Below are 25,039 nucleotides of genomic sequence, written 5' to 3' on the forward strand. Positions count from 1 at the left end.
GGGGAGTAGGGGAGTAGGGGAGTAGGGCAAGTATTTCCGGGCGATCTCTTTCCTACTGCCTTACTGCCCTATTTCCCTACTGCCTTAAAATATCAAATGCCTTCGCCGGCGAGCTCTTCCGAAAGCGTGCCGACCTGGTCCTGGGCGCTGCGCAGCATCGGATAGATGGCAAGGACCTTCTGCCAGGCCTCGAGCGCCGATTGCTTGCGTCCGGTCACGGTCATGATCTGTGCCAGGCCCGACAGCGCGCCGAAATGGCGTGGTTCGAGTTGCAACGTATGGTCGATGTCGGACATCGACTTGCCGTAGTTCTTCATCATGAAATGCACCGTGGCGCGCCGGTTCCAGCCCTCGGCATAGGCCGGCTGCAAGGTGACCACCTGGTCGAGGAAATCGAGCGCTACGTCGAATTTCTGGTTCTCGAGCGCCTTCTGCGACCATTGCATCATCAGGTCGATCGAGGCGCTGCCCGACTGGGACCATTCGCTCCAGATGATGCCGGCGATACGCTCTGCCGCCTTTTCGTTGCGCTCGCGCTTGAGATCGGCAAACAGCTTGTCGAGGCGGGCTTCCCTGTTCATTGCGGGAGGCGCGGCTTGCGGCACTGGCTGGGCATCCGGAGGCGCCGGCTCCGGGGCCGCTTGCATGACCGCCCGATCATCGGCCCGCGCCGGCAACGAGATGGCGCTGCAAAAGAGAAGGACCGTCAAAAATGCAAAAAGAATCCGCATCGCCCGAATCTAGTCCCGGGCGGCGGAACGTCAAACTGATTTTAGCGTGAACGGCCGGCGGACCGACGATAAACACCAACTGCGGAGGCAAAAGCCTCGCGACGAAGCTCAGCCCTGGCGCGCCTTATAGCGGGGGGCGGTCTTGTTGATGATGTAGACGCGGCCCTTGCGGCGAACCAGACGGTTGTCGCGATGACGCGCCTTCAGCGCCTTGAGCGAATTCTTGATCTTCATGGTCTTGCCTGTCGGTGTGGACCCGGTCCGGGTCGAAATTTTAAGGCGCGCCAGAAGACGCGCCTTTGAACTGTGGGTGGCTCATAAACGAGGAGCCTTGTCCGTGTCAACCGCAAGCATGCCCGGTAGCGGAGATGAATGCCCGGTGTCGTCAAATATCCGCAATCGGCCAATGGCTCGGCACCGGCTGGTATGATGTGGTGGTCGCCACGTGACTTGAGAACGCCATGCGCCGAGTTTTCCTGCCCGGTAGCTCGCGGCGTCGAGATTGCTGTCAGGCGCGGCGGCTGATCCGGGTGAAATGGCCCATCTTGCGGCCGGGCCGCGCTGCGGCCTTGCCGTAGAGATGCAGCATCAGGTCGGGCTCCGCCAGCAATTCCGGAACGCGCGAGATATTGTCGCCGATCAGGTTCTCCATCACGCAGTCGGAATGGTGTCGCGGGTCGCCGAGCGGCAGGCCGGCCACGGCGCGGATATGCTGCTCGAACTGCGAAACGGTGCAGGCGGCTTCCGTCCAGTGGCCTGAATTGTGGACGCGCGGCGCGATCTCGTTGGCCAGCAGCGAGCCATCGGCCAGCACGAAGAACTCGACGCCGATGACGCCGACATAGTCGAGCGCCGACAGGATCTTCACCGCCGCTGTCCGGGCCGCCTCGGCTGTCCGGGGCGCGATCGCGGCCGGCACGGTCGATGTGTGGAGAATGCCGTTGCGGTGGACGTTCTCGGCCGGATCGTAGGCGGCGACGACGCCATCGATGCCGCGCGCGGCGATGACGGAGACTTCGCGCTCAAAGGAAACGAAGGCCTCGAGGACCAGCGGCACGCTGCCCATGGCCTCGCAGGTGCCGGCGAAGCCGCCGGCTTGCATGTCACGGAAGACGCGCTGGCCCTTGCCGTCATAGCCCATGCGCCGCGTCTTCAATATGCCGCTGCCGCCAAAGGATTTCAGCGCTGCGGTCAGCTCGCCGTCATTGTCGACCGCGCGGAAATCCGCCGTGGCAATGCCGATGCCGTTGAGAAATGTCTTTTCGGTCACCCGGTCCTGCGCCACATCAAGCGCGCGCGCAGGCGGATAGACCGGCACCTTTGCGGCGAGCGCCTCGGCGGCGGCAACCGGAACGTTCTCGAATTCATAGGTGACGACGGCACTTGCCTCGGCCAATTCGGCAAGCGCGGCGGGATCATCGTAGGCGGCCGTGACCTGACGGTTGGCGACCTGTGCCGCGGGGCAATCCGGCTGCGGCTCCAGCACCACGGTGCGGTAGCCGAGGCGAGCGGCCGCCATTGCCAGCATGCGGCCGAGCTGGCCGCCGCCGATGATGCCAATGGTCGATCCGGCGGGCAGGCTCACGGCGTGTCCGTGGGTTCGGCCGCGACCTTGGCGGTCTGCGAGGCGCGCCAGGCATCGAGCCGCCCGGCAAGCTTGTCGTCGTTGAGCGCCAGAACGGCGGCAGCCAATAGGGCTGCATTGGCAGCACCGGCCTTGCCGATGGCCAGCGTCCCCACCGGAATGCCGGCCGGCATCTGGACGATGGACAGCAGCGAATCCTGTCCCGACAGGGCTTTGGATTCCACCGGCACGCCGAACACCGGCAGCGGTGTCATCGCCGCCGTCATGCCGGGCAGGTGCGCCGCACCGCCCGCACCGGCGATGATGACCTTGTAGCCGGCGGCCTTGGCGCCCTTGGCGAAGGCATAGAGCCGGTCGGGGGTGCGGTGCGCCGAGACGATCAGCCGTTTGTGCGGGATGCCAAGCGCCTCCAGTGTCTCGGCGGCATGGCGCATGGTCGCCCAGTCGGACTGGCTGCCCATGATGATGGCGACGTCGACGCGTTGACCGTCCAAGCTTCTGCTCCCGGCGACAAAGGCGCGCCTTAGCGGAATTCGGCGGCGGCGGCAAGGATGCGGGGCATTGCCGGGGTCCGGCCGGGAAATCGGCCTATGCCGCAGCCTTGCGGAAGCAGGCAACGAAATCGTCGAGTTCGGGCCGCTCCATGTCGGAGATCGCCCAGTAGGAGAAGGCGCCGTCGCTCCACTGCACCAGCGAAAAGCCGCCCGAGGAAAGATCGTCAGGCTCGCTGGCCTTGCCGCCCTGCTGAGGTTCGGCGACCAGCGTGATCAGATGCTCGCGGTGGCGGTAGACAAGTGCCGGCACCGGGCGGCCGGAAATCACCTCGACCCGGCCGCCGATCAGCGCAAAACCGTCCTTGGCAAGATCCGGTGCCGGCGGCGACACGCCGATCCGGGCGTCGAGCCAGGGTTTTACCGTATGGCGATCCGACGAGACGATGTCGATCGGGCTGGCGGCAAGCAGGCTGCGGCGATGGCCGCTGGCGACCGCCGCGGCGAAGCTGTCGGACGCGCCGTTGACCATCACCCATTGCGTTGCCCCGCTGGCCAGCACCGCGCTGATCATGATCGAGGCGGCAAGAGCGCGCCAGTCGAACGAGCCGAAGCGGCGCGCTCGACTTGGTGACAGCCGCGTATCGGCGTTTCGCCTCTGGCCTCCCCCGCCCGGGGCAAGCACCCCTGGGAGCACCTGCGAGCCCTGCTGCGGCTTGGCCGTTCCGCCTGCCGGCTGTGCGGTGGGCGCGGCGCCAATGGCCGCGATGCGCGCGCGAAAGGCGTCGCCGACATCTGGGTGCGGCAGGCGGCTGACCGCGCCCCGCAAGGCCACGATGCGGGCATGCTCCGAGGCAAGCCGCGGATCGGCCGCAATGCGCCGCTCCACCGCAAGCGCGGCCGCTGCATCAAGTTCGCCATCGACGAGGGCGTGGATCATCAGCCTGATGCCTTCCGGATCATTGGGCAGTCCATCGTCATGCATGGTCATGGCGCTCTCCCCAGGTCAGACATAAGCAGGCTCCGCGCGCGAGCCAGCCTGGACATCACCGTGCCCATCGGCACGCCGAGCATGGCCGCTATCTCGCGATAGCTGAGGCCGCTGATGTCGCGCAGCACAAGCGTCTCGCGAAACGGCTGCGGCAGGGCTGCTATCGCCGTTTCAAGCGCCACCGTGTCGGCCTTGGCGATCAGGCTTGCCTCCGGACCATATTCGTCCGGCACGCTGATGCCGTGTGCCGCCGCCATCTCGTCGAGATCGCCGAGATCACCGACGGCCAACATGCCGCGCGGCCGGTTGCGCGACATCCAGGTATAGGCGGTGTTGCGCACGATGGTCAGCAGCCAGGCGCGGGCATTGCCGCCGGCATAGCCTGATATGCCCGCATGCGCCTTTATGCAGGCGTCCTGCACGACGTCCTCGGCATCGGCGCCATTGCCGGTCAACCAGCGGGCAAGCGCCAGCGCGTCACCGAGATGAGGCAGCACCACCTCGCTGAAGCGCTCGGCTCCGGCCTTCTCGCTCAAAGCAGCACCATCCGATACTCCACGAGGAACAGGCCGTGCGCTTTCAAGCAATACCGGCGGTCTCGCCCCGCCCGTGCGGGCGAAACCCTCGGCAACAGGCAAAGCCGCCTGCCGTGGCGAAAGTGAATTCATCTGCGTCACCAGTGTCAAGCGCAATGGGAAAGCCGTGCATCATGGGAGAGAGGCCGGTTGAGGTCATGCGCTCCAGCACATGGCGGCCGCCGACGCCGCGGCCATGTTCGCTGTCGTGTTCATGATGACGGACATGCGGATCTCCTCAACGCCTGTAGCGGCCTATGTCGAGGAGACCCGTTGCGGCCGAGATTTATTCCCGCCGCGTACGCATCCGGCTGTTCACGGTTACGTGATCAGCCGGTGCTTTGGGTTCGTTGGTCCGCTTGGCGCTCAATCCGGCCAGCGCAAGGCGCCGGAAGAGTCCTTGCGAGCAATCTTCATGGCGTCGGCGGGCCGGTCCTTCGCGGTTAACAGGGCGCGCAGCCGTTCGGCGACGCTCTCCGCCTCTCCGGGATGAAGATTGCAGGGGTCGAGGAAGAAATGGCCGCGTTCGACCTCGTGATTGCGCACGATGATGGGCGGCGATCCACCGGCAAGCGCCGAGGCTAGGCCGGCAGCGGTGAAGCGGCTTTCCGGCAGCACGAAGACCTGCAGGCGGTCGAGCGGGTTGGAGGTCGGGTCGGGAATGATCTCCGCGCCAATGCCCGGGATACCCTGCAGAGCATCCTTCCAAAGGTTGAGGGCGGCCTCTTCGCGCCGGCGGATGCCGGCGTGGTCGCGCTTCTCCCAGGCTTCGAGCGCTGCCATGGTGCCGGCGATACTTTCCTTCCCGACCTTCATGGCGCGGGCGACGCCGCGGTTCTGCAGATAGGCGGCGCGCACCAGATCCTTGCGTCCGGTGACGATGCCGCTGGTCGGGCCGCTCAGGAATTTGTGGCCGCTGTAGATGACGATGTCGGCACCGCGCGCCAGGAAGCCGCGCAGGTCATATTCGGAAGCCGCGTCGACGATCACCGGCACGCCCCTGGCGTGGCAGATTTCACAGAACTCCTCCAGCGACAGCATGCCGTATTGTACGGTGTGATGCGCGACGACATAGAGCCCTGCCGCCGTGCGGTCGTTGATCGCGTCGCGCACATGATAGTCCTGCGTGACGCTGACCGTGCCGGCGGGCACCACCTTGGCGCCGGCAACGCGGACCGACTGGTCGATCGGGGCACCGTAGTTGACGATGTGGCCAAGCTGGATGATCACCTCCGACTTGAGGTCGCCGGTGTCGTCCGGCAGGCGTTCGATGGCGAGCAGGTTGGTTTCCGTCATCGCGCCGGCGATCGCCATGGTGATGCCGCTGGCACAGCAGGCGGTGATGAAGCCGGCCTCGCCACCGGTGAGGCGCGCGACGACGGCGCTTGCGGCGCGCTGCAGATCGTCCATTTCCACCCATTGCGATGCCATTTCAGACATGGCGCTGATCGCTTCAGGCACGATGATCGACGCGCCGAGCGCCGTCATCGTGCCGGAGACGTTGATGATCGGGCGAAGGCCGAGCCGTTCGCGGATCGTGGTGTTGGAGCCGGTGTCTGAATATGTTTTCATGTGAGCAATCCCGTGGATGACAGATCAGGCAGCGATCTCGACGACCGCTTCGATTTCGACGGTGATGTTTCCCGGCAAGGAGCCGACGCCGATCGCCGAGCGGGCATGCCCGCCGATCGTGGCGAAAACGTCGGCGAAAAGATCGGAGCAGCCATTCACCACTTTGGGGTGGTCGCTGAAGGTCGGCGTGGCGTTGACGAAGCCGAGCAGCTTGACGACGCGCACGATGCGGCCGAGATCGCCGGCGGCAGCATGCATGACGGCAAGCAGGTTGAGGCCGGTGAGGCGGGCATGCTGATAAGCCTCCTCCACCGTCACATCCTCGCCCACCTTCCCGGTGCAGAGCGAGCCGTCGGCCCGAAGCGGTCCCTGGCCGGACAGGAAGATCAGCCGGCCGCTCTCGGCATGGGTAACGAAGTTGGCGATGGGCGTCGGCGGCTCGGGCAATGTGAGGCCGAGTTCGGTGAGCCTGGTGTAAGGCGTCATGGAAGAAGGCTCCTTGGGATGGTGTCAACCATCCAATGTCAGAAATGCGAGGCGCGGAAGCGCGCCAGGAAATTGCGCAGACGCTCATTCTCGGCGTCTGCTGCGAGAATCTCCTTCGGCGGGCCGACCGCGCCGACGCCGCCATCGGCCATGAAGACGATGCGGCTCGAGGCGTCGCGGGCAAAGGCCATCTCATGCGTGACCATCACCATCGTCATGCCGTCCTCGGCGAGGCTGCGCACCACTTCAAGCACCTCGCCGACGAGTTCCGGATCGAGGGCGGAGGTTATCTCGTCGAGCAGCAGGATTTTCGGCCCCATGGCCACGGCGCGCGCAATTCCGACGCGCTGCTGCTGGCCGCCGGAGAGCTCCGCCGGCAGGCTGTCGGCCTTATGGGCAAGACCGACGCGGCCGAGCCAGTGTTCGGCAATCGTGCGCGCCTCCACGGTGCTTTTGCCGCGCACCTTGGTGAGGCCGAGCATGATGTTGCCGGCGGCGGTGAGATGCGGAAACAGGTTGAAGCTCTGGAACACCATGCCGGTCTCGGCGCGCATCGCGGCAAGGTCGCGTTCGCTGCGGCGCTGGCGGGCTCCGGTTTCTCGGAAGCCGACCTCCTTGCCGTCGATGCGGATGGACCCGCTGTCATAGCTCTCCAGGAAGTTGACGCAGCGCAGCAGCGTGGTCTTGCCGCTGCCCGAGGGCCCGATGACCGTCACCACCTCGCCGCGCGCCACGCGCAGGCTGACCGAGCGCAGGACCTGGACGGCGCCAAAGGATTTGGACACATCGCGGATGTCGAGAAGGGCCGGGGCATCGTTCGAGCTTGTGGACATTGCTATTCCCGGATGAAGGAGAAACGCCGCTCCAGCCGCCTGCTGGCAAGCGAAAGCGCATAGTTGACGGCGAAGTAGATGAGGGCGCCAAGGATGTAGAGCGGCATGGCCTCATAGGTGCGGCCGATGACCTGGTTGATGGCCTGCATGAGATCGGTGATGCCGAGCAGCGAGACCAGCGCGCTGCCCTTGACCGCGTCGGTGACGCCATTGATCCAGGGCGGCAGGAAACGCCTGAACGCTTGCGGAAAGATGACATGGGCCAGCCGCTGGCGGAAGGTCAGGCCGATCGCCATTGCCGCCTCCGATTGTCCCTTCGGGATGGAGCCGACGGCGCCCCGGAGATATTCGACGACCTGGGCTGTCTTGAACAAGGTCAGCGCCAGCACGGCAGCCCAGAAGGACGGCAGGTGAAGCCCGACGGCCGGCATCCCGTAGTAGACGAAGAAGATGAGCACCAGGATCGGTATGCCGCGAATAGTGTCGCTGAAGATGCGCACCGCCCAGCGCGCCGGCGCCGGGCCATAGACCAGGCCGACGCCAAGGACGACACCGGCGACGAGCGAGAACGTCACGACCAGCAGCGACACCCAAAGCGTCAGCGCAAAACCCTGAGCCAGGAAAGGCAAGGCGTAGGCGATCTGGCCAAGCATGCTAGTGCACCACCTTGAACCATCGTTCGACGAGCCGGAGCGCGTAAAGCAGGGCGTAGCCGGTCAGCAGATACATCGCCGTCACGACGAGATAGACCTCGACGATGCGGAAGGTGTTGAAGTTGATCCATTGCGCGCCGAAGGTCAGTTCGGGCACCGAGATGACCGAAGCGACGGAGGTGTCCTTGAACAGCGATATGAAAGTGTTGGAAAGCGCCGGCAGCGTGATGCGCAGCATGGTCGGCAGGCGCACATGGAGCAGCCTTTGCCAGGGCGTCAGGCCGATCGCCTTGCCGGCGTCTAGCTGGCCGCGCGGCACCGCTTCGAGACCGGAGCGGAACACCTCGACCAGATAGGCGCCGCTGTAGAGCGCCAGCGTGGCGACGAACGAGGTTTGCGCGCTGTAGGCGATGTCGACCACGGTCGGCAGACCGTAGAAGACGAGATAGACGAGCAGGATCAGCGGCACGTTTCGGATGAATTCGACATAGGCGGCAATGATGCCGCGCACCATGCGTCCGGCCGACACGTACCAGACCGCCAGGACCAGGCCGATGACGATGCCGATGGCGATCGAGATGACGGCGAGCTCCAGGCTGAGCAGCAGACCGCCCCACAGCTTGTCGAAATGCCGCCAGATCAGGTTGAAATTGAGCGCATAACCCATGCGTCGGCCTCAGTGCTCCCGATGTGACGCAAAGCTGGCCGCGTCGCCAGGAAAAAAGGCGGAAGGGTCGGCGCCCTTCCGCCGATGACGTCAGATAACCGGGAAGCCGGGGTGGCGCGCCGGCGGCTCCTGCCCGAAATAGTCCTTGAACGCGGCGTCATAGAGCGCCGTTTCATGGCCGAACATGGCGATGGTGAAGGTCTGATTGACGAAGGTCAGCCAATCGAGATCGCCTTGCCGGAGCGCCGCGCCATAAAGCATCGAGTACCAGCTCTTGCCGGCATCGAAGTATTTGTCCGGATTGCGCGAGGCGAGCCAGCGCACGGTGGAGAGGTCGACGGCAGCGGCATCGGCACGCTTGGATTCCAATGCCTGCAGCACGTTGGCCTGTGTATCGATCTGCATCACCTGCGCCTCCGGCAAGGCAAAATGCACCGAAGATTCGGCGTCGACATTCTGCAGGATGGAAACGCGCGTCGCGGAGCCTGCGGCAAGCAGCTTGTCGAAGGTCTTGTTCTCAGCGCCGGGCAAAGTCAGCAAGGCGACGCCCTCGACGTAGTAAGGCCTGGAGAAGTTGATCAGCTGCGAGCGCTGCGCGGTCATGGTCATGAACTGGATGGTGATGTCGACCTTGTTCGTCGTCACGTTCGGAATGCGCTGCGCCGGGTCCTGCATGACGAACTCGACCTTGGCCGGGTCATCGAACAAGCCCTTTGCCAGGATGCGCCCCATGGTGATGTCCATGCCGACGAGTTCGCCGGCATCGTTCTCGAAATGCCATGGCGCATTGGTGCTTCCGGTGCCGACAATCAATTTGCCGCGCTCCAGCACGGTGCGTAGCAGGCTATCGGGCGCAGCCTGCGCCGCCGCCTTCTGGACGTCGACCGTTGCCGCCGCGCTCATGACGCCGGCCGTTGCCAGTCCGGCCATACCCAGTTTCAGAAAATCACGCCTTTTGGATGTGTCGTCCACAGCGACCTCCTTTCGTGTTGTGTTCCCCTACGCACAGGCAATACGCGCACCCGGATCGTTACAGAAATTGTCTCTTACAAGGGACGAGTGTATCCTGTACAAGACAGATACTAACATCAGGAATCGACAATGCAAGATGGCAGCGCCTTGGCGGTCTCAGCGGACGCAAAGATTTCGGCCTCTCGGGAGAAGGGCCTCAACCGGGTGCTCGAGATTCTGGAGTTCCTTCATTCGACGCAGCGCGCCATCGGTATCGGCGACCTCGCCAAGGGGGTCAACGCGCCGCGTTCGACCACCTACACACTGGTGCGATCGCTGGTCGATGCGGGCCTCCTGGAGATGGCCGGCGACGGCAACCGCGTCTATTTCGGTAAGAAGCTCTATCTCTATGGAATGGATTATGTGCGCGGCAACGACCTCTTGAGGCGAGGACGCCAGGAGGTCGACAACCTGTCGCGCGAGACCGGTGAGACCTCCGAACTGTGCATGCTGCAGAGCGGCCGCTACACGATCGTCCACTCGAGCCCGGGCACCCGGCCGTTCCGCATCAGCTCCGCCACCGGATTGCAGATTCCGCTGCCCTGGACCGCGTCAGGCAGGCTGCTGCTCGCCGGCCTCGAACAGGCCCGGATCGAAGCCATGATATCGGAAGACGACCTTATGCTGCCCGATGGCCGCAGATTGCGGCTGGACGATTTCATCGCCGACATAGCGACGGCGCGAGCCACCGGCTATTGCATCACTTCGGGGCTCGTCGACGCCTATACGAAATGCCTCGCCGCGCCGGTGTTTTCAGCACCCGGCACCGTCGAGGCGACGATGTGCCTAGTGGTGCCCATCGACACATCGCAGGAGAAGACAGGCGAACTCCTGGCCCTGTTGCGCGAACGCGCGGCGCGGCTTTCGATCGCGGCCTGGACCTGAAGTCAGGCGATGATGTCCGGGATGATCCTGTCTTCCAGCTTCATCAGCCGATCCTTCAGCGCAAGCTTCTTCTTCTTCATGCGCTGGATCTGCAGCGGGTCGCAGTTCATGGCGATCATCGCATTGATCGCGGCGTCGAAATCGGCGTGTTCCTGCTTCAGCCGGGAAAATTCGAGGCGAATATCGGCCTGTTCCTGATCGGACATTCTCTACCGTCTGCACGTCTGCGGCGCCCAAAGCTGGGCCTGATTGGGCGGGGGGTGGCACTCTCTGCCACCGGCGCGCAGCCCATATCACATTTCACGTTGTCGTGGAATGCTACCACGGATCATTCGACATCGCTGCGCGAAGGTGGCACACTGTCATTGTGCCGTCACAGAGCGAGCCTGCGGTGGACGCGCCTTTGGCGGCTGCAATCGAGGAAATCATGAAAGGGAGAACCAATCATGTCTCTTGCATCCCATCTTGATGAGTTGCAGCGGAAACACGGCGACATCGAACGCGAGCTCGATGACGCGATGAATCACCCGTCGGTGGACGACCTGGAAATCGTGAATCTCAAGCGACGCAAGCTGGCAATCAAGGACGAGATTGAAAAACTGAGGGCCAAACCCACGACGCATTGATGCCCCACTGACATAACCGCTCACCATTCGGGTCTTTCCTGCCGGCGGCAATTGCCGCCGGACTGGTGGTTTTGATCTTCGATTTCAGCTCGACCATCACAGATATTCGTACCAGGCAGAGGCCTTCCGACTTCCTAGTCCCAGGACGAGTAGGGGCGAAGCTCGTCGCGGCTCCCCTTTACCATAACTGACCGAAGAGTGCAGCGGAGCAGAATTCCGCCTTGCCGCGGCGCTCTGAGGTCAGGGCTTGGATTCTGGGACTGCGCTGCGTCGCTCTTCTCCTTGCTCCTCCCCGAAATGACGGACTCGTTCCGGGAAAGACAAAGCGATGGGGCCTGCCAATCGCCAGGTAGCCGATTGGCCGACGCAAGCGAGCGATAAAAGTCGGGCGCCGAGCAACCGGCGGCGGCATCGATTGCGGCCAGTGGCGACCTGTCGCCATTGACAAGCCATCTTTGCTCCTCCACCTCATGCCCGGACTTCAGCGCATCGGCCCGGAGCGCGCTTTTGTGCGTCCAAGTGGACGCGCGGCGCTCCAGAGATTAAAGGCTGCCGGCATGACCGGATATTATTCCTTTCCCTTCCCGCGCCGCACCTCGGTTGGCGTCGATGTGGGCGGCGTGGTGGTTGGCGGCGGTGCTCCCGTCGTCGTGCAGTCGATGACCAATACGGATACCGCCGATGTCGACCAGACGGTCGCCCAGGTCGCGGCGCTGCATCGCGCCGGCTCCGAGATCGTGCGCATCACCGTAGACCGCGATGAAAGCGCCGCCGCCGTGCCGCGCATCCGGGAGCGGCTGGCGCGGCTCGGTATCAACGTGCCCATCGTCGGCGACTTCCACTATATTGGTCACAAGCTCCTGGCCGATCATCCGGCCTGCGCCGAGGCGCTGGCCAAATACCGCATCAATCCCGGCAATGTCGGCTTCAAGGACAAGAAGGACCGGCAGTTCGCGGCAATCGTCGAGATGGCGATCAAACATGACAAGCCGGTGCGCATCGGCGTCAACTGGGGCTCGCTCGACCAGGAACTCCTGACCCGGCTGATGGACGACAACCAGGCCCGCGGCTTTCCGTTGACCGCACAGCAAGTGACGCGCGAGGCGATCGTGCAGTCGGCGATCCTCTCGGCCGAGATGGCCGAGGAGATCGGCCTTGGCCGCGACAAGATCATCCTCTCGGCCAAGGTCAGCGGCGTGCAGGACCTGATCGCCGTCTACACCGAGCTCGCCAGCCGTTCCGACCATGCGCTGCATCTCGGCCTCACTGAGGCCGGCATGGGCTCGAAAGGCATCGTCGCCTCATCCGCCGCCATGGGCATACTGTTGCAGCAAGGCATCGGCGACACCATCCGCATATCGCTGACGCCGGAGCCGAATGGCGATCGCACGCGCGAGGTACAGGTGTCGCAAGAATTGCTGCAGACCATGGGTTTCAGGCAATTCGTGCCGATCGTCGCCGCTTGCCCCGGCTGCGGCCGCACAACCTCGACCGTGTTCCAGGAACTGGCCCAGAACATCCAGGCCGATCTCAGGAAGAACATGCCGGCGTGGCGTGAGAAATACCCGGGGGTCGAGAACCTCAAGGTCGCCGTGATGGGCTGCATCGTCAACGGCCCGGGCGAGTCCAAACATGCCGATATCGGCATTTCGCTGCCCGGCACCGGCGAGACGCCGACAGCGCCCGTCTTCGTCGACGGCAAGAAGGCGGCGACGCTGCGCGGACCGTCGATCGCGCAGGATTTCGAAAAGATGGTCGCCGACTATATCGAACAACGATTTGGTCGCGGCAAGGCCGCGGCAGAGTAGGTCGAATGCTGCGCTTCCTCCCGGTTGCGCTGATCCTGCTGTGCGGGTGGCCTACCCTGGTCCAGGCCGATCCGCCGCAATCGGCCAAGCAGCGGCTGATCGACAAGGTCTGCAACCTGATCCAGGCCCATGCCGACCAGAACGGCCTGCCCAGGGATTTCTTCGCCCGGCTGATCTGGAAGGAAAGTCGGTTCGATCCCAACGCCGTCAGTCCGGTCGGCGCCGAAGGAATCGCCCAGTTCATGCCGGGGACCGCCAAGATGCGCGGGCTCGCCAATTCCTTCGACATCAACCAAGCGATCCCGGCCTCGGCGAAATACCTCGCCGAGATGAAGACCAGCTATGGCAATCTCGGCCTGGCGGCCGCCGCCTACAATGCCGGCGAAAACCGGGTCTCGCGCTGGCTGGGCTCGGGCGGCTTCCTGCCGATGGAAACCGAAAGCTATGTCTTCGACATTATGGGCGAGCCGGTCGATAAGTTCGCCGACCGCGCCTATGCCGGAAGCGTGCGACCGCTCGACGCGAAATCCGATTTCGTCGCGGCCTGCCGTAAGCTCCCGGTGATCATGTCGCGCACGGTGGCGATGGCTTCCATCAACATAAAGCCGTGGGGAATCCAGGTGGCCGGCAATTTCCGCCGCAGCGCCGCGGTCAACCAGTGGCTCAGGGTGAGGGGCCGCTTCCCGGCCCTGCTAGCCGGGCATGATCCGGTGGTCAGCCGGGTGCGCACGCCGATCGGCCGGCGCGGCATCTACGCGGTCAGGATCGGGGTCGACGACCGTGCCGCCGCCGGGGCTATCTGCCAGAAATTGCAAAGTGTCGGCGGGGCATGCGTGGTGGTGCGCAACCGATAGCGGGTGTGTCGTTGCGGGTGAAGGGGCGATAAAAATGACGGCCGCGGCTATAGGCGACCCTGGATTGGCCGGCATTGCCCTGCCTTCAACGAGCAATGAGGGCCGCAGGATGGTCGACGCATATGTTATCTGCGGCACGCCCAGGACCGGAAGCACTTTGCTGTGCAAGCTCCTGGCCTCCACGAAGGCGGCGGGCGATCCTCATTCGTTCTATCGGCGGCAGGACGTGCCCGAATGGGCCGAAGAGTGGGGGCTGCCCGGCCGCGACACGATGGGCGAACTCGAATTCAATGCCGCCTATCTCAATGCGGCCATCGCCGCCGGCAAGGGTGGAACCGGCATTTTCGGCCTGCGCCTGATGCGAGAGAATCTGGATGAGCTTTCAGCGATACTCGACCGGATTTTCCCGGGGCTTGTCTCGGATAAAGCTCGTTTCGAGAGGGCTTTTGGCCGTGTTCTCTACATACATCTGTCACGCGAGGACAAGCTTGCGCAGGCCGTATCGCTGGTCAAGGCGCAGCAAACCGGCCTTTGGCATGTCGCTCCCGATGGCACCGAACTGGAAAGGGTGGGACCTCCCGGAGAACCTCGATATGATTTCGGGCGGATCAAGGATGAGGTTGCCGGGCTCGATGGTTATGACACTGCCTGGAACATGTGGTTCGCGGAGCAAGAGGTAATCCCGCTGCGGATCGGCTATGAGCGCCTGTCGAGCGATCCGGTTGCAACGTTGGCGTCCGTTTGCGACGCCTTGGGGGTTCAGGCACCGGATGCTGGGGATATAAGACCCGGCGTCGCAAGGCTTGCCGACGAGACCGGCCTCGACTGGATGCGCCGTTATCATCTGGATGCGGCGTCCGAGGCGTCGACGGTATAGCTATGCCGTCTTCGCCACCACCGTTTCGCTGAGCCAGGTGCCTATCTTGGCGCCGAGGCGGTCGGGTGAAACCGGCTTCGGCAGATAGTCGTCCATGCCGGCTTCGATGCACTTGTCGCGGTCGCCCTTCAGCGCATGCGCGGTGACGCCGATGATCGGAATGTGGCTGCCATCCGAGGCCTCCGTCGCCCGGATGGCGCGGGTCGCCTCGTAACCGTTCATCTCCGGCATGGAGATGTCCATCAGGATCAGCCTCGGGCGCAACGAGCGGTACATCTCGACCGCCGTGCGGCCGTTGCCGGCTATACGATAGCTCAAGCCCAACCCGTTGAGAATCTGGCCGAACACCAACTGGTTCACCTCGTTGTCCTCGGCGATGAGGATGTCGATCGGACCATTCGGCGCGACCGTCGGTTCCGGCACGGGGACGGCCGGCATTGCCGGGCCGCGGATGACGGTAAAGGCGGGCGGCGCCGCCTGCGGCAGCGCCGGTACAGGTTCGCGAACGAACTGCGCCCTGCCGACCTGCGAGCGGGCTTTCTGGACGACCGAGATGACGGTGCCGAGCAGGACCGCGGAGCGCGCCGGCTTGGTCAGGTGCGCGGCAATGCCGAAATCAATGATCATCTTGCCGAAATCGACCTGGTCGACCGAGGTCAGGAGCACGACCGGTATGGCCGACAGCCGGCTGTCGGCGGCAATGGCTTTCGCGACATCGGCGCCGTTCATACCGGGCATCTGGTAATCGAGGATGATGCAATCGACGGCGGCCCCCAGCTGGCAGGCGCGGTCGAGGAAAGCCAGGCCGACCGCACCGCTTTCGGCGGCGGCGCAGTCGAAGCTCCAGCTCCTGAGCTGTTCGAGCAGGATCTCGCGGTTGACCGGATTGTCGTCGATGACCAGAACGCGGGCGCCGGTGACGTCGACCGGCACGATCTCGTCGCGAGCCTCGGCACGATGCACGGGCAGGGGCACCGCGAACCAGAATACGGAGCCGCGGCCGATCTCGCTCTCGACGCCAATCTTGCCGGCCATCAGGTCGACGAGGCGGGCGGCGATGGCGAGACCAAGGCCGGTGCCCTCGTGACGGCGGGTCGAGGAGCCGTCGACCTGGGCGAATTTTTCGAACACGTTCTGCAACTTTTCGGCCGGGATGCCGATGCCGGTGTCCTCGACGCGCAACTTGAGCTGGACGACGTCATTGACGGTTTCGCCGCCGACGTCGATCAGCACATGGCCCTTCTCGGTGAACTTCACCGCGTTGCCGAGCAGGTTGGTGACAATCTGGCGGAACCGCCCGGCGTCGCCGACGACGTAGGCCGGCAGGCGCGGGTCGACGCGCACGATCAGTTCGAGGTTCTTTTCGGCGACATGGGCGGAGACGAGCGTGGCCACATCCTCGACCGCCTCGGCAAGGCGGAACGGCGCCGGGTCGAGCGTGAGCTGGCCGGCATTGATCTTGGAGAAATCGAGGATGTCGTTGATGATGGTGAGCAGCGCATTGCCGGATTTGACGATGACGTCGGTGAAGGTCTTCTGGCGCGCGGTCAGCTCGGTCTTGGCCAGCAGCTCGGCCATGCCGAGCACGCCGTTCATCGGCGTGCGGATTTCGTGGCTCATATTGGCGAGGAATTCCGATTTGGCGCGGTCGGCCGCCTCGGCCTTGAACAGCGACTCGGCGGATTCGGCGAAGGCGCGGCGGATGGCTTGCTCCATCGGCCGGAAGATCCAGAAAGCGGCGATGGAGAGCACCGCGAACAGCAATCCGCTGGCCCACAGCAGCAGCCGGTCACTGGAGGCGTCGGCCAAATGGCGCTCGTCGTCCATGGCGGTGCGGACGCGGACCAGCATCGGCTGGGCAAACAGGTCGTTCTGGTTGCGGATTTCGCGATAGCTCCACTCATCGACCTTCTGCGCCACCGACATCAGGTTGAAGTTTCGAATCATGTCGCGCGGAGACCAGAACAGGTCGCCATTGACCGAAGCGGATTCGAGCTCGTTGATCGTCTTTGTCGACAGGCGTGGACGCAATGCGGCGATCTGGGCCGCAAGCGTCCCAATCTCGCTGGTCAGGCGTTCCGAATGGCCGCGCGCCGACGCGGTCAGCGCATCGCGCGTCTCCGCTCGCCAGGCGGTTCCCGTCGTCTCGGCGAAGCTGGTCGCGTTGCGCAGATCGCGGGTAAAGATGACAAGGTTGCTGCTCAGTGCATCGATCTGGTGGCGGAAGGAATTGACGCGATCAAGTGCGAGCATGATCGCCAGCGAAGCCAACGCGAAGATCAGCAATCCTGAGAGATAACGGCTCCGGATGGACCGTATGAAGGAAGAATATTCCGGCATGCGCAACCCCAACACATACGCATTATTTTAACGGTCGGGATTACGCTTGATTTACATTAAGATTTCGTTTTGGCGACCGAGGATTTCGGATTCCCGCCGAGCCTCCCATGTAGCCTGCCGGCTGCGCCGAGATGAAGGGCCGCGGCCACTTCAAGGGACGGTCAAGCTTCGGATATTATTTCAATCCGCGGGCCGTTTGTGATGCCGGGATTCCTGGTTCGAGCCGCGAAGCATTTCACGGTCGTCGGCATCGACCAGATCGACGTCGCCGCCCCTGAGCGACTGGCCCTGCTGGCGAGCCGTTCTTTCCTGCTTCGACCGCTTCAGTTCGTCCTCGGCGTTGAAATTCTTGTCCGCATTCTTGGTGTTCACCCGCTCCTCGATGATTTGCACCTGCTGTTCGTGGGTCTTCTTGCCGGTCATGGGATATCTCCCTCTATTTGTTCGTCCGGCCGGTCTGGTCGGGGTTCACACCGCCTTGCGGGGTGGTGTCGTTCTCGACATCGCCCCGAAAAGTATTTTCGCCATCGAGTTCCTCGTCGTCGTCAAGAATGTCGCCACCCTTGATGGTGCCTTTGGATGCGCCGATGCCGGGATCGTTGCGCAAGTCGCGATCGCTTGGCCTCGGCTGTTTGCGATGCTTGTTGTCGTTCATGGGTTGCCTCCTGCTTCTGGTCCCGAACGTCGCGACGGGTGCAATTGTTCCCGAAACGCAAGGTCCCCAAACGCTCTGGCCGGGAGTGAGACCACCGCAGCCGCGTATCTTCGAACAGCGGAATGCTGCCACGAGTGATGTCAGCTCCGCGTCAACCGGTTATCGATCGGGCAGCATTTGGCGCGCCTGCCTGTTCGGCGCGGCGGATCAGATCGACGCTGTGATGCCGCCGTCCACATAGAGAATATGGCCGTTTACGAAAGAGGAGGCCTCGCTGGCCAGGAAGACGCAGGCGCCGACCAGTTCCTCGACCTTTCCCCAGCGGCCGGCTGGCGTGCGCTTTTCCAGCCAGGTGCTGAACGCAGGGTCGGCGACAAGGGCAGCGTTGAGCGGCGTATCGAAATAGCCGGGTGCAACGGCATTGCATTGCAGGCCATGTTTGGCCCAATCCGTAGCCATGCCCTTGGTCAGGTTGCCGACCGCGCCTTTCGTCGCCGTGTAGGGCGCGATGCCCGGACGGGCGAGCGCGGTCTGCACGCTGGCGATGTTGATGATCTTGCCGCGGCCGCGCCTGATCATATGGCGCGCCACGGCCTGGCCGACATGGAAGACGCTGGCGACGTTGGTCTGCAGCAGGCGCTCGAACGCATCGGCGGGAAACTCCTCGAGCGGCGCGCGGAATTGCATGCCGGCATTGTTCACCAAAATGTCGATCGCTCCGCCGTCCAGTTCGAAACCGTCGACCGCCGAGCGAACCGCTTCATGATCGGTAGCATCGAAGGCCAGCTTTTCCGCTCCGGGAATCTGCCTGATCGCGGTGGCGAGCCTTGCCTCGTCACGGCCGTTGAGGATCACCCTGGCGCCGGCTTCGGCCAAACCCTTGGCCAAGGCGAAGCCTATGCCTTGCGAGGAGCCGGTTACGAGGGCGGTGCGCCCGCTGAGATCGAACAATTTGGTCGACATCGAACCTGATCCTCCCGATTGGCCCGTTAAACAGAAACCTTCACGCCAAGCCTCGGGGTCTGCCCGATCTCAATTGTTGCGCGTCGCCACGAAGGTCGCGGCTGCCTTCAGCAGGCCGGCCTGCTCGCCATAGGGTTCGAGCAGCGCATGCGCCTGATGGACAAGGCCATGCAACTGGGCGCGTGCCCATGCCTCCCCGTGCAGCGCCACCAGCGTTGCCTTGCCGGCGGCGGCGTCCTTGCCCGTCGCCTTGCCCATCTGTGCGGCATCCGCGGTCAAATCGAGAAGATCGTCGGCAAGCTGGAAGGCAAGCCCGATCGCCGAGCCGAACTCGGCCAGTCTTTCGCGATCCCCGGCAGGCACGCCGGCGACGACCGCGCCCGCCTCGCAGGCAAAGCGGATCAGCGCACCGGTCTTCATCGCCTGCAGCCGGATGATCCCGGCCTCGTCCGGGGCGATGCGCTCGGCCTCGAGGTCCAGCGTCTGGCCGCCGACCATGCCGCCGGCCCCGGCGGCGCGGGCGAGCGCCAGCACAAGGGCGGCCCGCCGCTCCGCCGGCAGCGCCGTAGTCTCGTCGGCGAGGATGTCGAAGGCAAGCGTCAGCAGGGCGTCGCCGGCGAGGATGGCAGTCGCCTCGTCGAAGGCCCTGTGCACGGTAGGCTGGCCGCGGCGCAGATCGTCGTCGTCCATCGCCGGCAGGTCGTCATGGATCAGCGAATAGCAGTGCACGCATTCCAGTGCGGCCGCCACGCGCAGTGCCGCTTCGCCGTCGGCGGAAAACAGGGCCGCGCTTTCCATCACCAGAAAGGGGCGCAGGCGCTTACCGCCGTTGAGCACGCCGTGCCGCATCGCCGCCATAAGGCGCTCGGGCCGCGCGATCTCGCCCGTGAGCGCGCGGTCGTCGAGCAATCGCCGCAGCAACGTCTCGACGGCGGCGGCCCGTGCGACGAGCGCCGTTTCGAACGCCATTTCATCGTCATTCGTCATGGCCCGGACCGGTAGCCGACACTCAGACGTTGCGCAAGAAGACAAGCGCCATTATGCCGGGGGAGGGAGAGACACGGGTTGGGCGACTTGGCGGAACCGATCGTCGATCATGAAACCGAAAAGCTGGACATGGCGACGAGATCCCGTGGCGTGAACCGTCGTGCTCTCAAACGCTGGGTCCGGCGCGGTATCGTCGTGGCTGCCGTGCTGGCGCTTATCCCTACGGTGCTGACCTTTCTCTATCTGCCGTCTTTCGTGCATCCGGTGTCGACGCTGATGCTGAAGGATCTTGCCACCTTCTCCGGCTATGACCGCCGCTGGGTGTCGATCGACGACGTGGCACCGGTGCTGGCCAATTCGGTGATCATGTCGGAGGACGGACAGTTCTGTTTCCATCGCGGCGTCGACCTCGGCGAATTGCGGGGTGTCGTCGACGACGCGCTGGCCGGCGAGGGGACGCGCGGCGCCTCGACCATCACCATGCAGACGGTGAAGAACCTGTTTTTGTGGTCTCGTCCGCTGGGCACGGTTCGTAAAGTGGTCGAGTTGCCGCTGGCCGTGTATCTCGACGCGGTGATGTCGAAGCGGCGCATCATGGAAATCTACCTCAACATCGCCGAGTGGGGGCCGGGCATATACGGCATCGAGGCGGCGGCGCGGCACCATTTCGGTATTTCGGCAAAACAGCTGTCGCGCCGTCAGGCCGCGCTGCTTGCCGTCAGCTTGCCAAATCCGATCGCCCGCAACCCGGCCAAGCCCGGGCCGGGGCTAAGGAGGCTGGCCAACCTGATCGAGCGGCGCGCCGGCCGATCCGGCGCTTATGTCGGCTGCCTCCAGTAGCCGACATAAAAAAATTCGCGGGCAGCGCTGGCCAAAACGGCACCGGGCGTGTATAGGCACCCGACTTTCTCAGATTCCGGCCCCTGACACGGCCCTTTCACGAGGGCGGGCGGGGCTTTTGACCATGTAGTGGAGCATATCCATGGCCGTTCCAAAACGAAAAACCTCTCCGTCCAAGCGCGGCATGCGCCGCTCGGCAGACGCCCTCAAGGCCCCGACCTATGTCGAGGACAAGAACTCCGGCGAAATGCGCCGCCCGCACCATATCGACCTGAAGACCGGCATGTATCGCGGCCGCCAGGTGCTGACGCCCAAGGAAAGCTGAGACCAGCTTTCCTGATGTTTGAGCTAAAAAGACCGGCCGCTGGCCGGTCTTTTTGCGTCTGGCGGGACCGACGACCGACAGCGTAGCTGCGTCTCCAGGCCTTGATCTCCGATCGGCCCGGACGCCGCCTCATCGTGCATCCTCGAGGCATGGCCGATTGCATACCGCACATCGCCTTCGACTCGGTCGACACGACTTTTCCCAATGATCGAACCGTGAGCCCGATGCGCGGCAATCGCCGGAGGCAGCGTCGCTGGTGTTTTTCGTAATCTGTGGGATTGCCATAGACGGTTTCTTATGCGATTTTTGAATTTATAGTCGGAAATCGACACAGATTGGGAATTCGATGTGGGATTTCGTCAGCACAAGTGATCTCGACGATACCGAGCAGGCCGTCCTTTCCCAACTCAAAGTCGATGGGCGGATGTCGAGTGTGGATATCGCCAAGCGCATCGGCGTCACCGAAGCGACGGTGCGGCGGAAAATGGCCCGTGTGCTCGAGGACCCGGATATCTGCATCCAGGCGGTCGTGCGCCCTTTGCGCAGCGATGTCGGCATTGCGGCCATTGTCGGGCTCGACGTCGACCGCGAGCACATCATCAGCGTTGCTCGAAAACTGTCGGAATACTCGTTCGTCGACAGCGTTTACGCCATGACCGGGCCGTTCGACATCATCATCCAGCTCACTTTGCCATCCACGACCAGCCTGCACGATTTCCTCGTCAGTGAACTGGCCAACGTTCCCGGGATCAAGGATTCCGAGAGCTACATGATCGGTCGCGTCTTCAAGCATAGCGGCCGGGCTTACCAGCACAGCAAAACCGAAGAAAAAAGAGGGTAACAATGGGTGAGTTTCTTTCCGCTTCGCGCCGCCGCGTCCTGACCCTTCTTGCCGCCGCTCCGCTCCTCCTGCCGTTCACTGCCACCGCCCATGCCAATGGGCTGGTCGACCAAATCAAGCAGCGCGGCACCATCCTTGTCGGAACCGAGGCCGCGTTCGAGCCGTTCGAATTCGTCCGCGACGGCCAGATCGTCGGCTATAACAAGGACATTCTCGACTATGTGGTCAGCCAGCTCGGCGTGAAGCTCGACCAGCTCAACCTGCCTTTCCAAGGCTTGCTGCCAGGGCTGCTGGCCAAGAAGTTCGACCTGATGGCGACCTCGACCGGCATCAACGCCGAGCGGGCGGCGAAATACGCCTACACGCGGCCAACCGGTTCGTTCGAGAACGTCGTCGTCGTGCGCGTCGACGAGGAGCGCATCAAGAAGCCGGAGGACATCAACGGCATGGTGGTGGCCACGCAACTCGCCTCCTCCGTGCAGCCCATCATCGAGGCCTATGACAAGGAGCTCAAGGATAAAGGCGGCAAGGGTGTCGGCGAGATGAAGCTGTTCACCTCCTTCCCCGAGACCCATGTCGCTCTGGCCTCCGGCCAGGTCGACGCCATCGTCATCGCCTCGCCTTCGGCGGCCGTTCTGATGAAGAACGTTCCCGATACCTACAAGGTCGTCGGCTCGATCGGCGAATTCTCCTATCTCTCCTGGGTGGTGCGGCCGGAGGACAAGGATCTGCGCGCCTTCATCAACGCCAAAATCGGCGACTTGAAGGACAGCGGCAAGCTGAAGGAGCTTCAGCTCAAATGGTTCGGGTTCGAGATGAAGACGCCCGACGAGGGTTATCTGCCGCCTGGCGCGCTCTAAGCCCCCAACCAGGCGCCCGGCGCTGCCGGACCGGTGGTTCCAGTCATTGGACGCGCCGGTCTCGGATGGCCCGGACGTCCAGGGATCATTCGAGCTGAAAAATGTTCCATTTTTCAAAGACGCTGACCTTCCTGCCGGAATTCCTGGCCGGCGCCGGCATCACGCTGAGCGTCTCGGCGCTGGGGTTTCTGGTGGGCACATTGATCGGCTTCGGCCTGCTCGCATGTGGCAGGTCGCGCTGGCGCGTGATCCGCTGGATCGGCGCGGTCTACACCAGCTTCATCCGAGGCACGCCGCTGATCGTGCAGATCTTCATGGTCTACTACGTGCTGCCGGGCCTCGTCGGTATCGACCTGCCGCCGCTCCTGGCCGGCGTGCTGGCGCTCAGCTTCAACAGCGCGGCCTTCGTCGCCGAAATCCTGCGCGCCGGGCTGACGCGCATTCCCGCCGGCCAGTACGAGGCGGCCAAGGCGCTCGGGCTGAAGCCTGCCGTGACCTGGTTCAAGGTCATCCTGCCGCAGCTCTTCTGCGCCATTATCCCACCGATGGTCAACGAGTTCACCATGCTGGTGAAGGCATCCTCGATCCTGTCGGTGATCGCGGTGGTGGAACTGACCCGCACCGCGCAGAACATCATGAACGTCACCTACCGGCCGGTCGAGGCCTTCTGCATCGCGGCGGTGCTGTATTTCGTCGTGCTGCTCTCATGCAGCGTGCTGACCAAGCGCCTGGAACGCAAGGCGCAAGGCGTACGCGCATGAACTTCGATTTTTCCGTCATAGCGGACAACTGGCACATACTCGCCAAGGGCTTCGGCAACACGGCGCTGATGTGCGCTGTCGCACTGCCGTTCGGCTTCGCGCTCGGTACCGTGCTGGCGCTGATCCGGCTGCGCGGCGGACGGGTGCCGACGGCGATCGTCTCGGCCTATGTCGAAATATTCCGCAATATCCCGTTCCTGATCCAGATCTTCCTTTTGTTCTACGCCTTGCCGATGTTCGGTGTCAGGCTCTCGCCCGTGGTCGTGTCGATCGGGGCGCTGTCGGCCTACGCCAGCGCCTATTCCGCCGAGATCATCAGGGGCGCGATCCAGTCGATTTCGTACGGCCAGGTCGAGGCCGGCTACGCGCTGGGACTGCGCTACCTGACCATCTTCCGCAAGATCCTGGTGCCGCAGGTGCTCGGCTACATCCTGCCCGCGGCCACCAATCTCACCATCACGCTGATCAAGGAATCGGCGATCCTGTCGGCGATCACCGTGCCGGAACTCACCTACATGGCCCAGAATATCATTGGCCGCACATTCTCGCCGGTGGAGATCTTCACCGCCATCGCATTGCTGTACTGGGGGCTGACGGCCTTCGTGGCAGCGATCTCGCGCAGCCTGGAGCACAGGCTGCAGCCTCATCTCGCAGCCCGCCGTGGCGCCTGATCCAAAAAAGCTTCAACGCAGAGGAGACCCCATGTCCAAACTCACCACCGCGCCGCGCGATGTCTTCCAGACATTCATGAACTTTCCGCTGGTCGAGGATCTCGACACGCTGAAGGCCGATGTCGCCATCATCGGCATGCCCTATGGCGATCCCTACACGATCGACGAGTTGATCAACGACCAGACCAATGCGCCGACCGCAGTGCGGCGCGCCTCGCAGCGGATCAGCCAGGCGCTCGACCGCTATGATTTCGACATTGGTGGGCCAGTCTTCGACGGCAAGGACATCAAGGTGGTAGACGTCGGCGACGTTCCCGGCGCGGCGGCCGATCATGTCGGGCACTATGGCAGAGCCGAAGCGGCGATCCGCAAGATCCGCGCCGCGGGCGCACTGCCGATCACAATCGGCGGCGACCACGGCATTCCGATCCCGATCTTCCGGGCGCTTGACGGCGAGGGTCCGATCACGCTGGTCCAGCTCGATGCCCATCTCGACTGGCGTGACAACGTCAACGGGGTCAAGGAGGGCTATTCCAGCACTATCCGGCGGGCCTCGGAAATGGCGCATATCAAGGATATTTTTCAGGTCGGCGTTCGCGGCCAAGGCAGCGCGCGCACCGAGGAGGTCGAGGCCGCCCGCGCCTATGGCGCCAACATCATCACCACCAATGAATGGCAGGACATCGGCACCGCCGCGCTCCTGAAGCGAATTCCCGACGGCGGTCGCTACTATCTCACCATCGATGCCGACGGCCTCGATCCGGCGGTGATGCCGGCGGTCGAGGGGCCACAGCCGGGCGGCGTCAGCTACCGGCAGACGATTGAGCTCATCAAGGGGCTGGTCGGCAAAGGAAGGCTGGTCGGCATGGATATCGTCGAGATCGCGCCGGCGCGCGACGTCAACGAGATCACCTCGATGACGGCCGGCCATATCATCCTCAACGTCATCGGCGCGGCCGTGCGCGCCGGCTACTTCAAGCGCTGATCGCGAGCGGGGTGCGCGTTCACGCATCCCGCGGCTCGATTTCAAAGATGTCGGCCGGACAACCGGCTGACATCGTTGTTGCATTCGGTTTTCTAGCGTGTTTGGGGCGTGCTGCGAAAATTCTTGACGGCGTGCCGGTGGCGCACTCTACAAAGGGGTGCCCCCA

30 protein-coding genes are annotated in these 25,039 nt (G+C 63.7%); 12 read left to right on the forward strand and 18 right to left on the reverse strand.

Annotation, left to right across the window (positions count from 1 at the left end; translation table 11 throughout):
• Nucleotides 1-92 precede the first annotated feature (92 nt).
• The 12 genes from FJ426_RS27710 to FJ426_RS27765 form a co-directional block, all read right to left on the reverse strand.
• Entirely contained in the window at nt 93-731 is a 639-nt protein-coding gene (locus FJ426_RS27710) for a hypothetical protein (protein WP_140562401.1), read from the reverse strand.
• 108 nt (nt 732-839) lie between these two features.
• Complete coding sequence (ykgO, locus tag FJ426_RS27715) at nt 840-965, reverse strand: type B 50S ribosomal protein L36 (RefSeq protein ID WP_125004464.1); 126 nt, start codon at nt 963-965, stop codon at nt 840-842.
• Nucleotides 966-1,239: 274 nt separating this feature from the next.
• Entirely contained in the window at nt 1,240-2,316 is a 1,077-nt protein-coding gene (locus FJ426_RS27720) for a 5-(carboxyamino)imidazole ribonucleotide synthase (protein ID WP_140500470.1), read from the reverse strand.
• Nucleotides 2,313-2,810 carry a 5-(carboxyamino)imidazole ribonucleotide mutase gene (gene purE / locus FJ426_RS27725; protein ID WP_140562403.1) on the reverse strand — a complete coding sequence of 166 codons (498 nt, stop codon included), beginning with the start codon at nt 2,808-2,810 and terminating at the stop codon, nt 2,313-2,315. Before purE ends, FJ426_RS27720 begins: the two co-directional genes overlap by 4 nt.
• 94 nt (nt 2,811-2,904) lie before the next feature.
• On the reverse strand, nt 2,905-3,798 hold the full coding sequence (locus FJ426_RS27730) for an anti-sigma factor (protein ID WP_140676860.1): 894 nt from the start codon (nt 3,796-3,798) through the stop codon (nt 2,905-2,907).
• Nucleotides 3,795-4,334 carry a sigma-70 family RNA polymerase sigma factor gene (locus FJ426_RS27735; protein WP_140500476.1) on the reverse strand — a complete coding sequence of 180 codons (540 nt, stop codon included), beginning with the start codon at nt 4,332-4,334 and terminating at the stop codon, nt 3,795-3,797. Before FJ426_RS27735 ends, FJ426_RS27730 begins: the two co-directional genes overlap by 4 nt.
• A 405-nt stretch (nt 4,335-4,739) precedes the next feature.
• Nucleotides 4,740-5,945 carry an aminotransferase class V-fold PLP-dependent enzyme gene (locus FJ426_RS27740; protein WP_140517592.1) on the reverse strand — a complete coding sequence of 402 codons (1,206 nt, stop codon included), beginning with the start codon at nt 5,943-5,945 and terminating at the stop codon, nt 4,740-4,742.
• 24 nt (nt 5,946-5,969) lie between these two features.
• A complete protein-coding gene (locus tag FJ426_RS27745; RefSeq protein WP_140517593.1) occupies nt 5,970-6,431 on the reverse strand; it encodes a RidA family protein in 462 nt (153 codons plus the stop codon).
• 38 nt (nt 6,432-6,469) lie between these two features.
• Nucleotides 6,470-7,264 carry an amino acid ABC transporter ATP-binding protein gene (locus FJ426_RS27750; RefSeq protein WP_140517594.1) on the reverse strand — a complete coding sequence of 265 codons (795 nt, stop codon included), beginning with the start codon at nt 7,262-7,264 and terminating at the stop codon, nt 6,470-6,472.
• Between the two features lie 2 nt (nt 7,265-7,266).
• On the reverse strand, nt 7,267-7,917 hold the full coding sequence (locus FJ426_RS27755; protein ID WP_140500483.1) for an amino acid ABC transporter permease: 651 nt from the start codon (nt 7,915-7,917) through the stop codon (nt 7,267-7,269).
• A 1-nt stretch (nt 7,918) separates the two neighbouring features.
• Nucleotides 7,919-8,584: an amino acid ABC transporter permease gene (locus tag FJ426_RS27760; RefSeq protein WP_140500485.1), complete on the reverse strand. Its 666-nt coding sequence runs from the start codon at nt 8,582-8,584 to the stop codon at nt 7,919-7,921.
• Nucleotides 8,585-8,674: 90 nt separating this feature from the next.
• Entirely contained in the window at nt 8,675-9,556 is an 882-nt protein-coding gene (locus FJ426_RS27765) for a transporter substrate-binding domain-containing protein (RefSeq protein WP_140500486.1), read from the reverse strand.
• Between the two features lie 129 nt (nt 9,557-9,685).
• On the opposite strand from FJ426_RS27765, the gene FJ426_RS27770 reads away from it, so the two are divergent.
• On the forward strand, nt 9,686-10,480 hold the full coding sequence (locus FJ426_RS27770; protein ID WP_140562407.1) for an IclR family transcriptional regulator: 795 nt from the start codon (nt 9,686-9,688) through the stop codon (nt 10,478-10,480).
• A 2-nt stretch (nt 10,481-10,482) separates the two neighbouring features.
• Here FJ426_RS27770 and FJ426_RS27775 read toward each other — a convergent pair whose 3' ends face one another.
• On the reverse strand, nt 10,483-10,686 hold the full coding sequence (locus FJ426_RS27775; protein WP_140500489.1) for a YdcH family protein: 204 nt from the start codon (nt 10,684-10,686) through the stop codon (nt 10,483-10,485).
• A gap of 240 nt (nt 10,687-10,926) precedes the next feature.
• On the opposite strand from FJ426_RS27775, the gene FJ426_RS27780 reads away from it, so the two are divergent.
• The 4 genes from FJ426_RS27780 to FJ426_RS27795 all read left to right on the forward strand — a co-directional run bounded on the left by FJ426_RS27780 (nt 10,927) and on the right by FJ426_RS27795 (nt 14,645).
• On the forward strand, nt 10,927-11,106 hold the full coding sequence (locus tag FJ426_RS27780) for a YdcH family protein (RefSeq protein ID WP_097571999.1): 180 nt from the start codon (nt 10,927-10,929) through the stop codon (nt 11,104-11,106).
• A gap of 557 nt (nt 11,107-11,663) precedes the next feature.
• Nucleotides 11,664-12,914: a flavodoxin-dependent (E)-4-hydroxy-3-methylbut-2-enyl-diphosphate synthase gene (gene ispG, locus FJ426_RS27785; RefSeq protein WP_140517596.1), complete on the forward strand. Its 1,251-nt coding sequence runs from the start codon at nt 11,664-11,666 to the stop codon at nt 12,912-12,914.
• Nucleotides 12,915-12,919: 5 nt separating this feature from the next.
• Nucleotides 12,920-13,768 (forward strand): lytic transglycosylase domain-containing protein, encoded by an 849-nt coding sequence (locus FJ426_RS27790; protein ID WP_140562409.1) that lies wholly within the window; start codon nt 12,920-12,922, stop codon nt 13,766-13,768.
• A 64-nt stretch (nt 13,769-13,832) separates the two neighbouring features.
• The gene (locus FJ426_RS27795; protein ID WP_246675623.1) at nt 13,833-14,645 is read left to right on the forward strand and encodes a Stf0 family sulfotransferase; all 813 of its coding nucleotides are present in this window, start codon (nt 13,833-13,835) and stop codon (nt 14,643-14,645) included.
• Here FJ426_RS27795 and FJ426_RS27800 read toward each other — a convergent pair whose 3' ends face one another.
• From FJ426_RS27800 to FJ426_RS27820, 5 genes are all read right to left on the reverse strand, one after another.
• Complete coding sequence (locus tag FJ426_RS27800; protein WP_140825660.1) at nt 14,646-16,985, reverse strand: response regulator; 2,340 nt, start codon at nt 16,983-16,985, stop codon at nt 14,646-14,648.
• A gap of 180 nt (nt 16,986-17,165) precedes the next feature.
• Complete coding sequence (locus tag FJ426_RS27805) at nt 17,166-17,408, reverse strand: hypothetical protein (RefSeq protein ID WP_140500496.1); 243 nt, start codon at nt 17,406-17,408, stop codon at nt 17,166-17,168.
• Nucleotides 17,409-17,421: 13 nt separating this feature from the next.
• On the reverse strand, nt 17,422-17,640 hold the full coding sequence (locus tag FJ426_RS27810; protein ID WP_140517598.1) for a hypothetical protein: 219 nt from the start codon (nt 17,638-17,640) through the stop codon (nt 17,422-17,424).
• Nucleotides 17,641-17,847: 207 nt separating this feature from the next.
• A complete protein-coding gene (locus FJ426_RS27815) occupies nt 17,848-18,603 on the reverse strand; it encodes an SDR family oxidoreductase (RefSeq protein WP_140500499.1) in 756 nt (251 codons plus the stop codon).
• Between the two features lie 69 nt (nt 18,604-18,672).
• Nucleotides 18,673-19,590: a polyprenyl synthetase family protein gene (locus tag FJ426_RS27820; RefSeq protein WP_140558867.1), complete on the reverse strand. Its 918-nt coding sequence runs from the start codon at nt 19,588-19,590 to the stop codon at nt 18,673-18,675.
• Between the two features lie 78 nt (nt 19,591-19,668).
• On the opposite strand from FJ426_RS27820, the gene FJ426_RS27825 reads away from it, so the two are divergent.
• From FJ426_RS27825 to FJ426_RS27855, 7 genes are all read left to right on the forward strand, one after another.
• Complete coding sequence (locus FJ426_RS27825; RefSeq protein WP_140500502.1) at nt 19,669-20,430, forward strand: transglycosylase domain-containing protein; 762 nt, start codon at nt 19,669-19,671, stop codon at nt 20,428-20,430.
• Nucleotides 20,431-20,572: 142 nt separating this feature from the next.
• Entirely contained in the window at nt 20,573-20,755 is a 183-nt protein-coding gene (gene rpmF / locus FJ426_RS27830; protein ID WP_008834724.1) for a 50S ribosomal protein L32, read from the forward strand.
• 346 nt (nt 20,756-21,101) lie between these two features.
• Complete coding sequence (locus tag FJ426_RS27835; protein WP_140500504.1) at nt 21,102-21,596, forward strand: Lrp/AsnC family transcriptional regulator; 495 nt, start codon at nt 21,102-21,104, stop codon at nt 21,594-21,596.
• Nucleotides 21,597-21,598: 2 nt separating this feature from the next.
• Nucleotides 21,599-22,456, forward strand: coding sequence for a transporter substrate-binding domain-containing protein (locus tag FJ426_RS27840; RefSeq protein WP_140500505.1), 858 nt, complete (start codon nt 21,599-21,601; stop codon nt 22,454-22,456).
• 101 nt (nt 22,457-22,557) lie between these two features.
• On the forward strand, nt 22,558-23,217 hold the full coding sequence (locus tag FJ426_RS27845) for an amino acid ABC transporter permease (RefSeq protein ID WP_140562412.1): 660 nt from the start codon (nt 22,558-22,560) through the stop codon (nt 23,215-23,217).
• Entirely contained in the window at nt 23,214-23,888 is a 675-nt protein-coding gene (locus tag FJ426_RS27850) for an amino acid ABC transporter permease (protein WP_181165382.1), read from the forward strand. The genes FJ426_RS27845 and FJ426_RS27850 overlap by 4 nt, the downstream gene beginning before the upstream one ends.
• Before the next feature lie 31 nt (nt 23,889-23,919).
• Nucleotides 23,920-24,873: an agmatinase gene (locus FJ426_RS27855; RefSeq protein ID WP_140562415.1), complete on the forward strand. Its 954-nt coding sequence runs from the start codon at nt 23,920-23,922 to the stop codon at nt 24,871-24,873.
• Nucleotides 24,874-25,039: the final 166 nt, after the last annotated feature.

Source organism: Mesorhizobium sp. B2-6-4 (assembly GCF_006441495.1).
GTDB lineage: Bacteria > Pseudomonadota > Alphaproteobacteria > Rhizobiales > Rhizobiaceae > Mesorhizobium.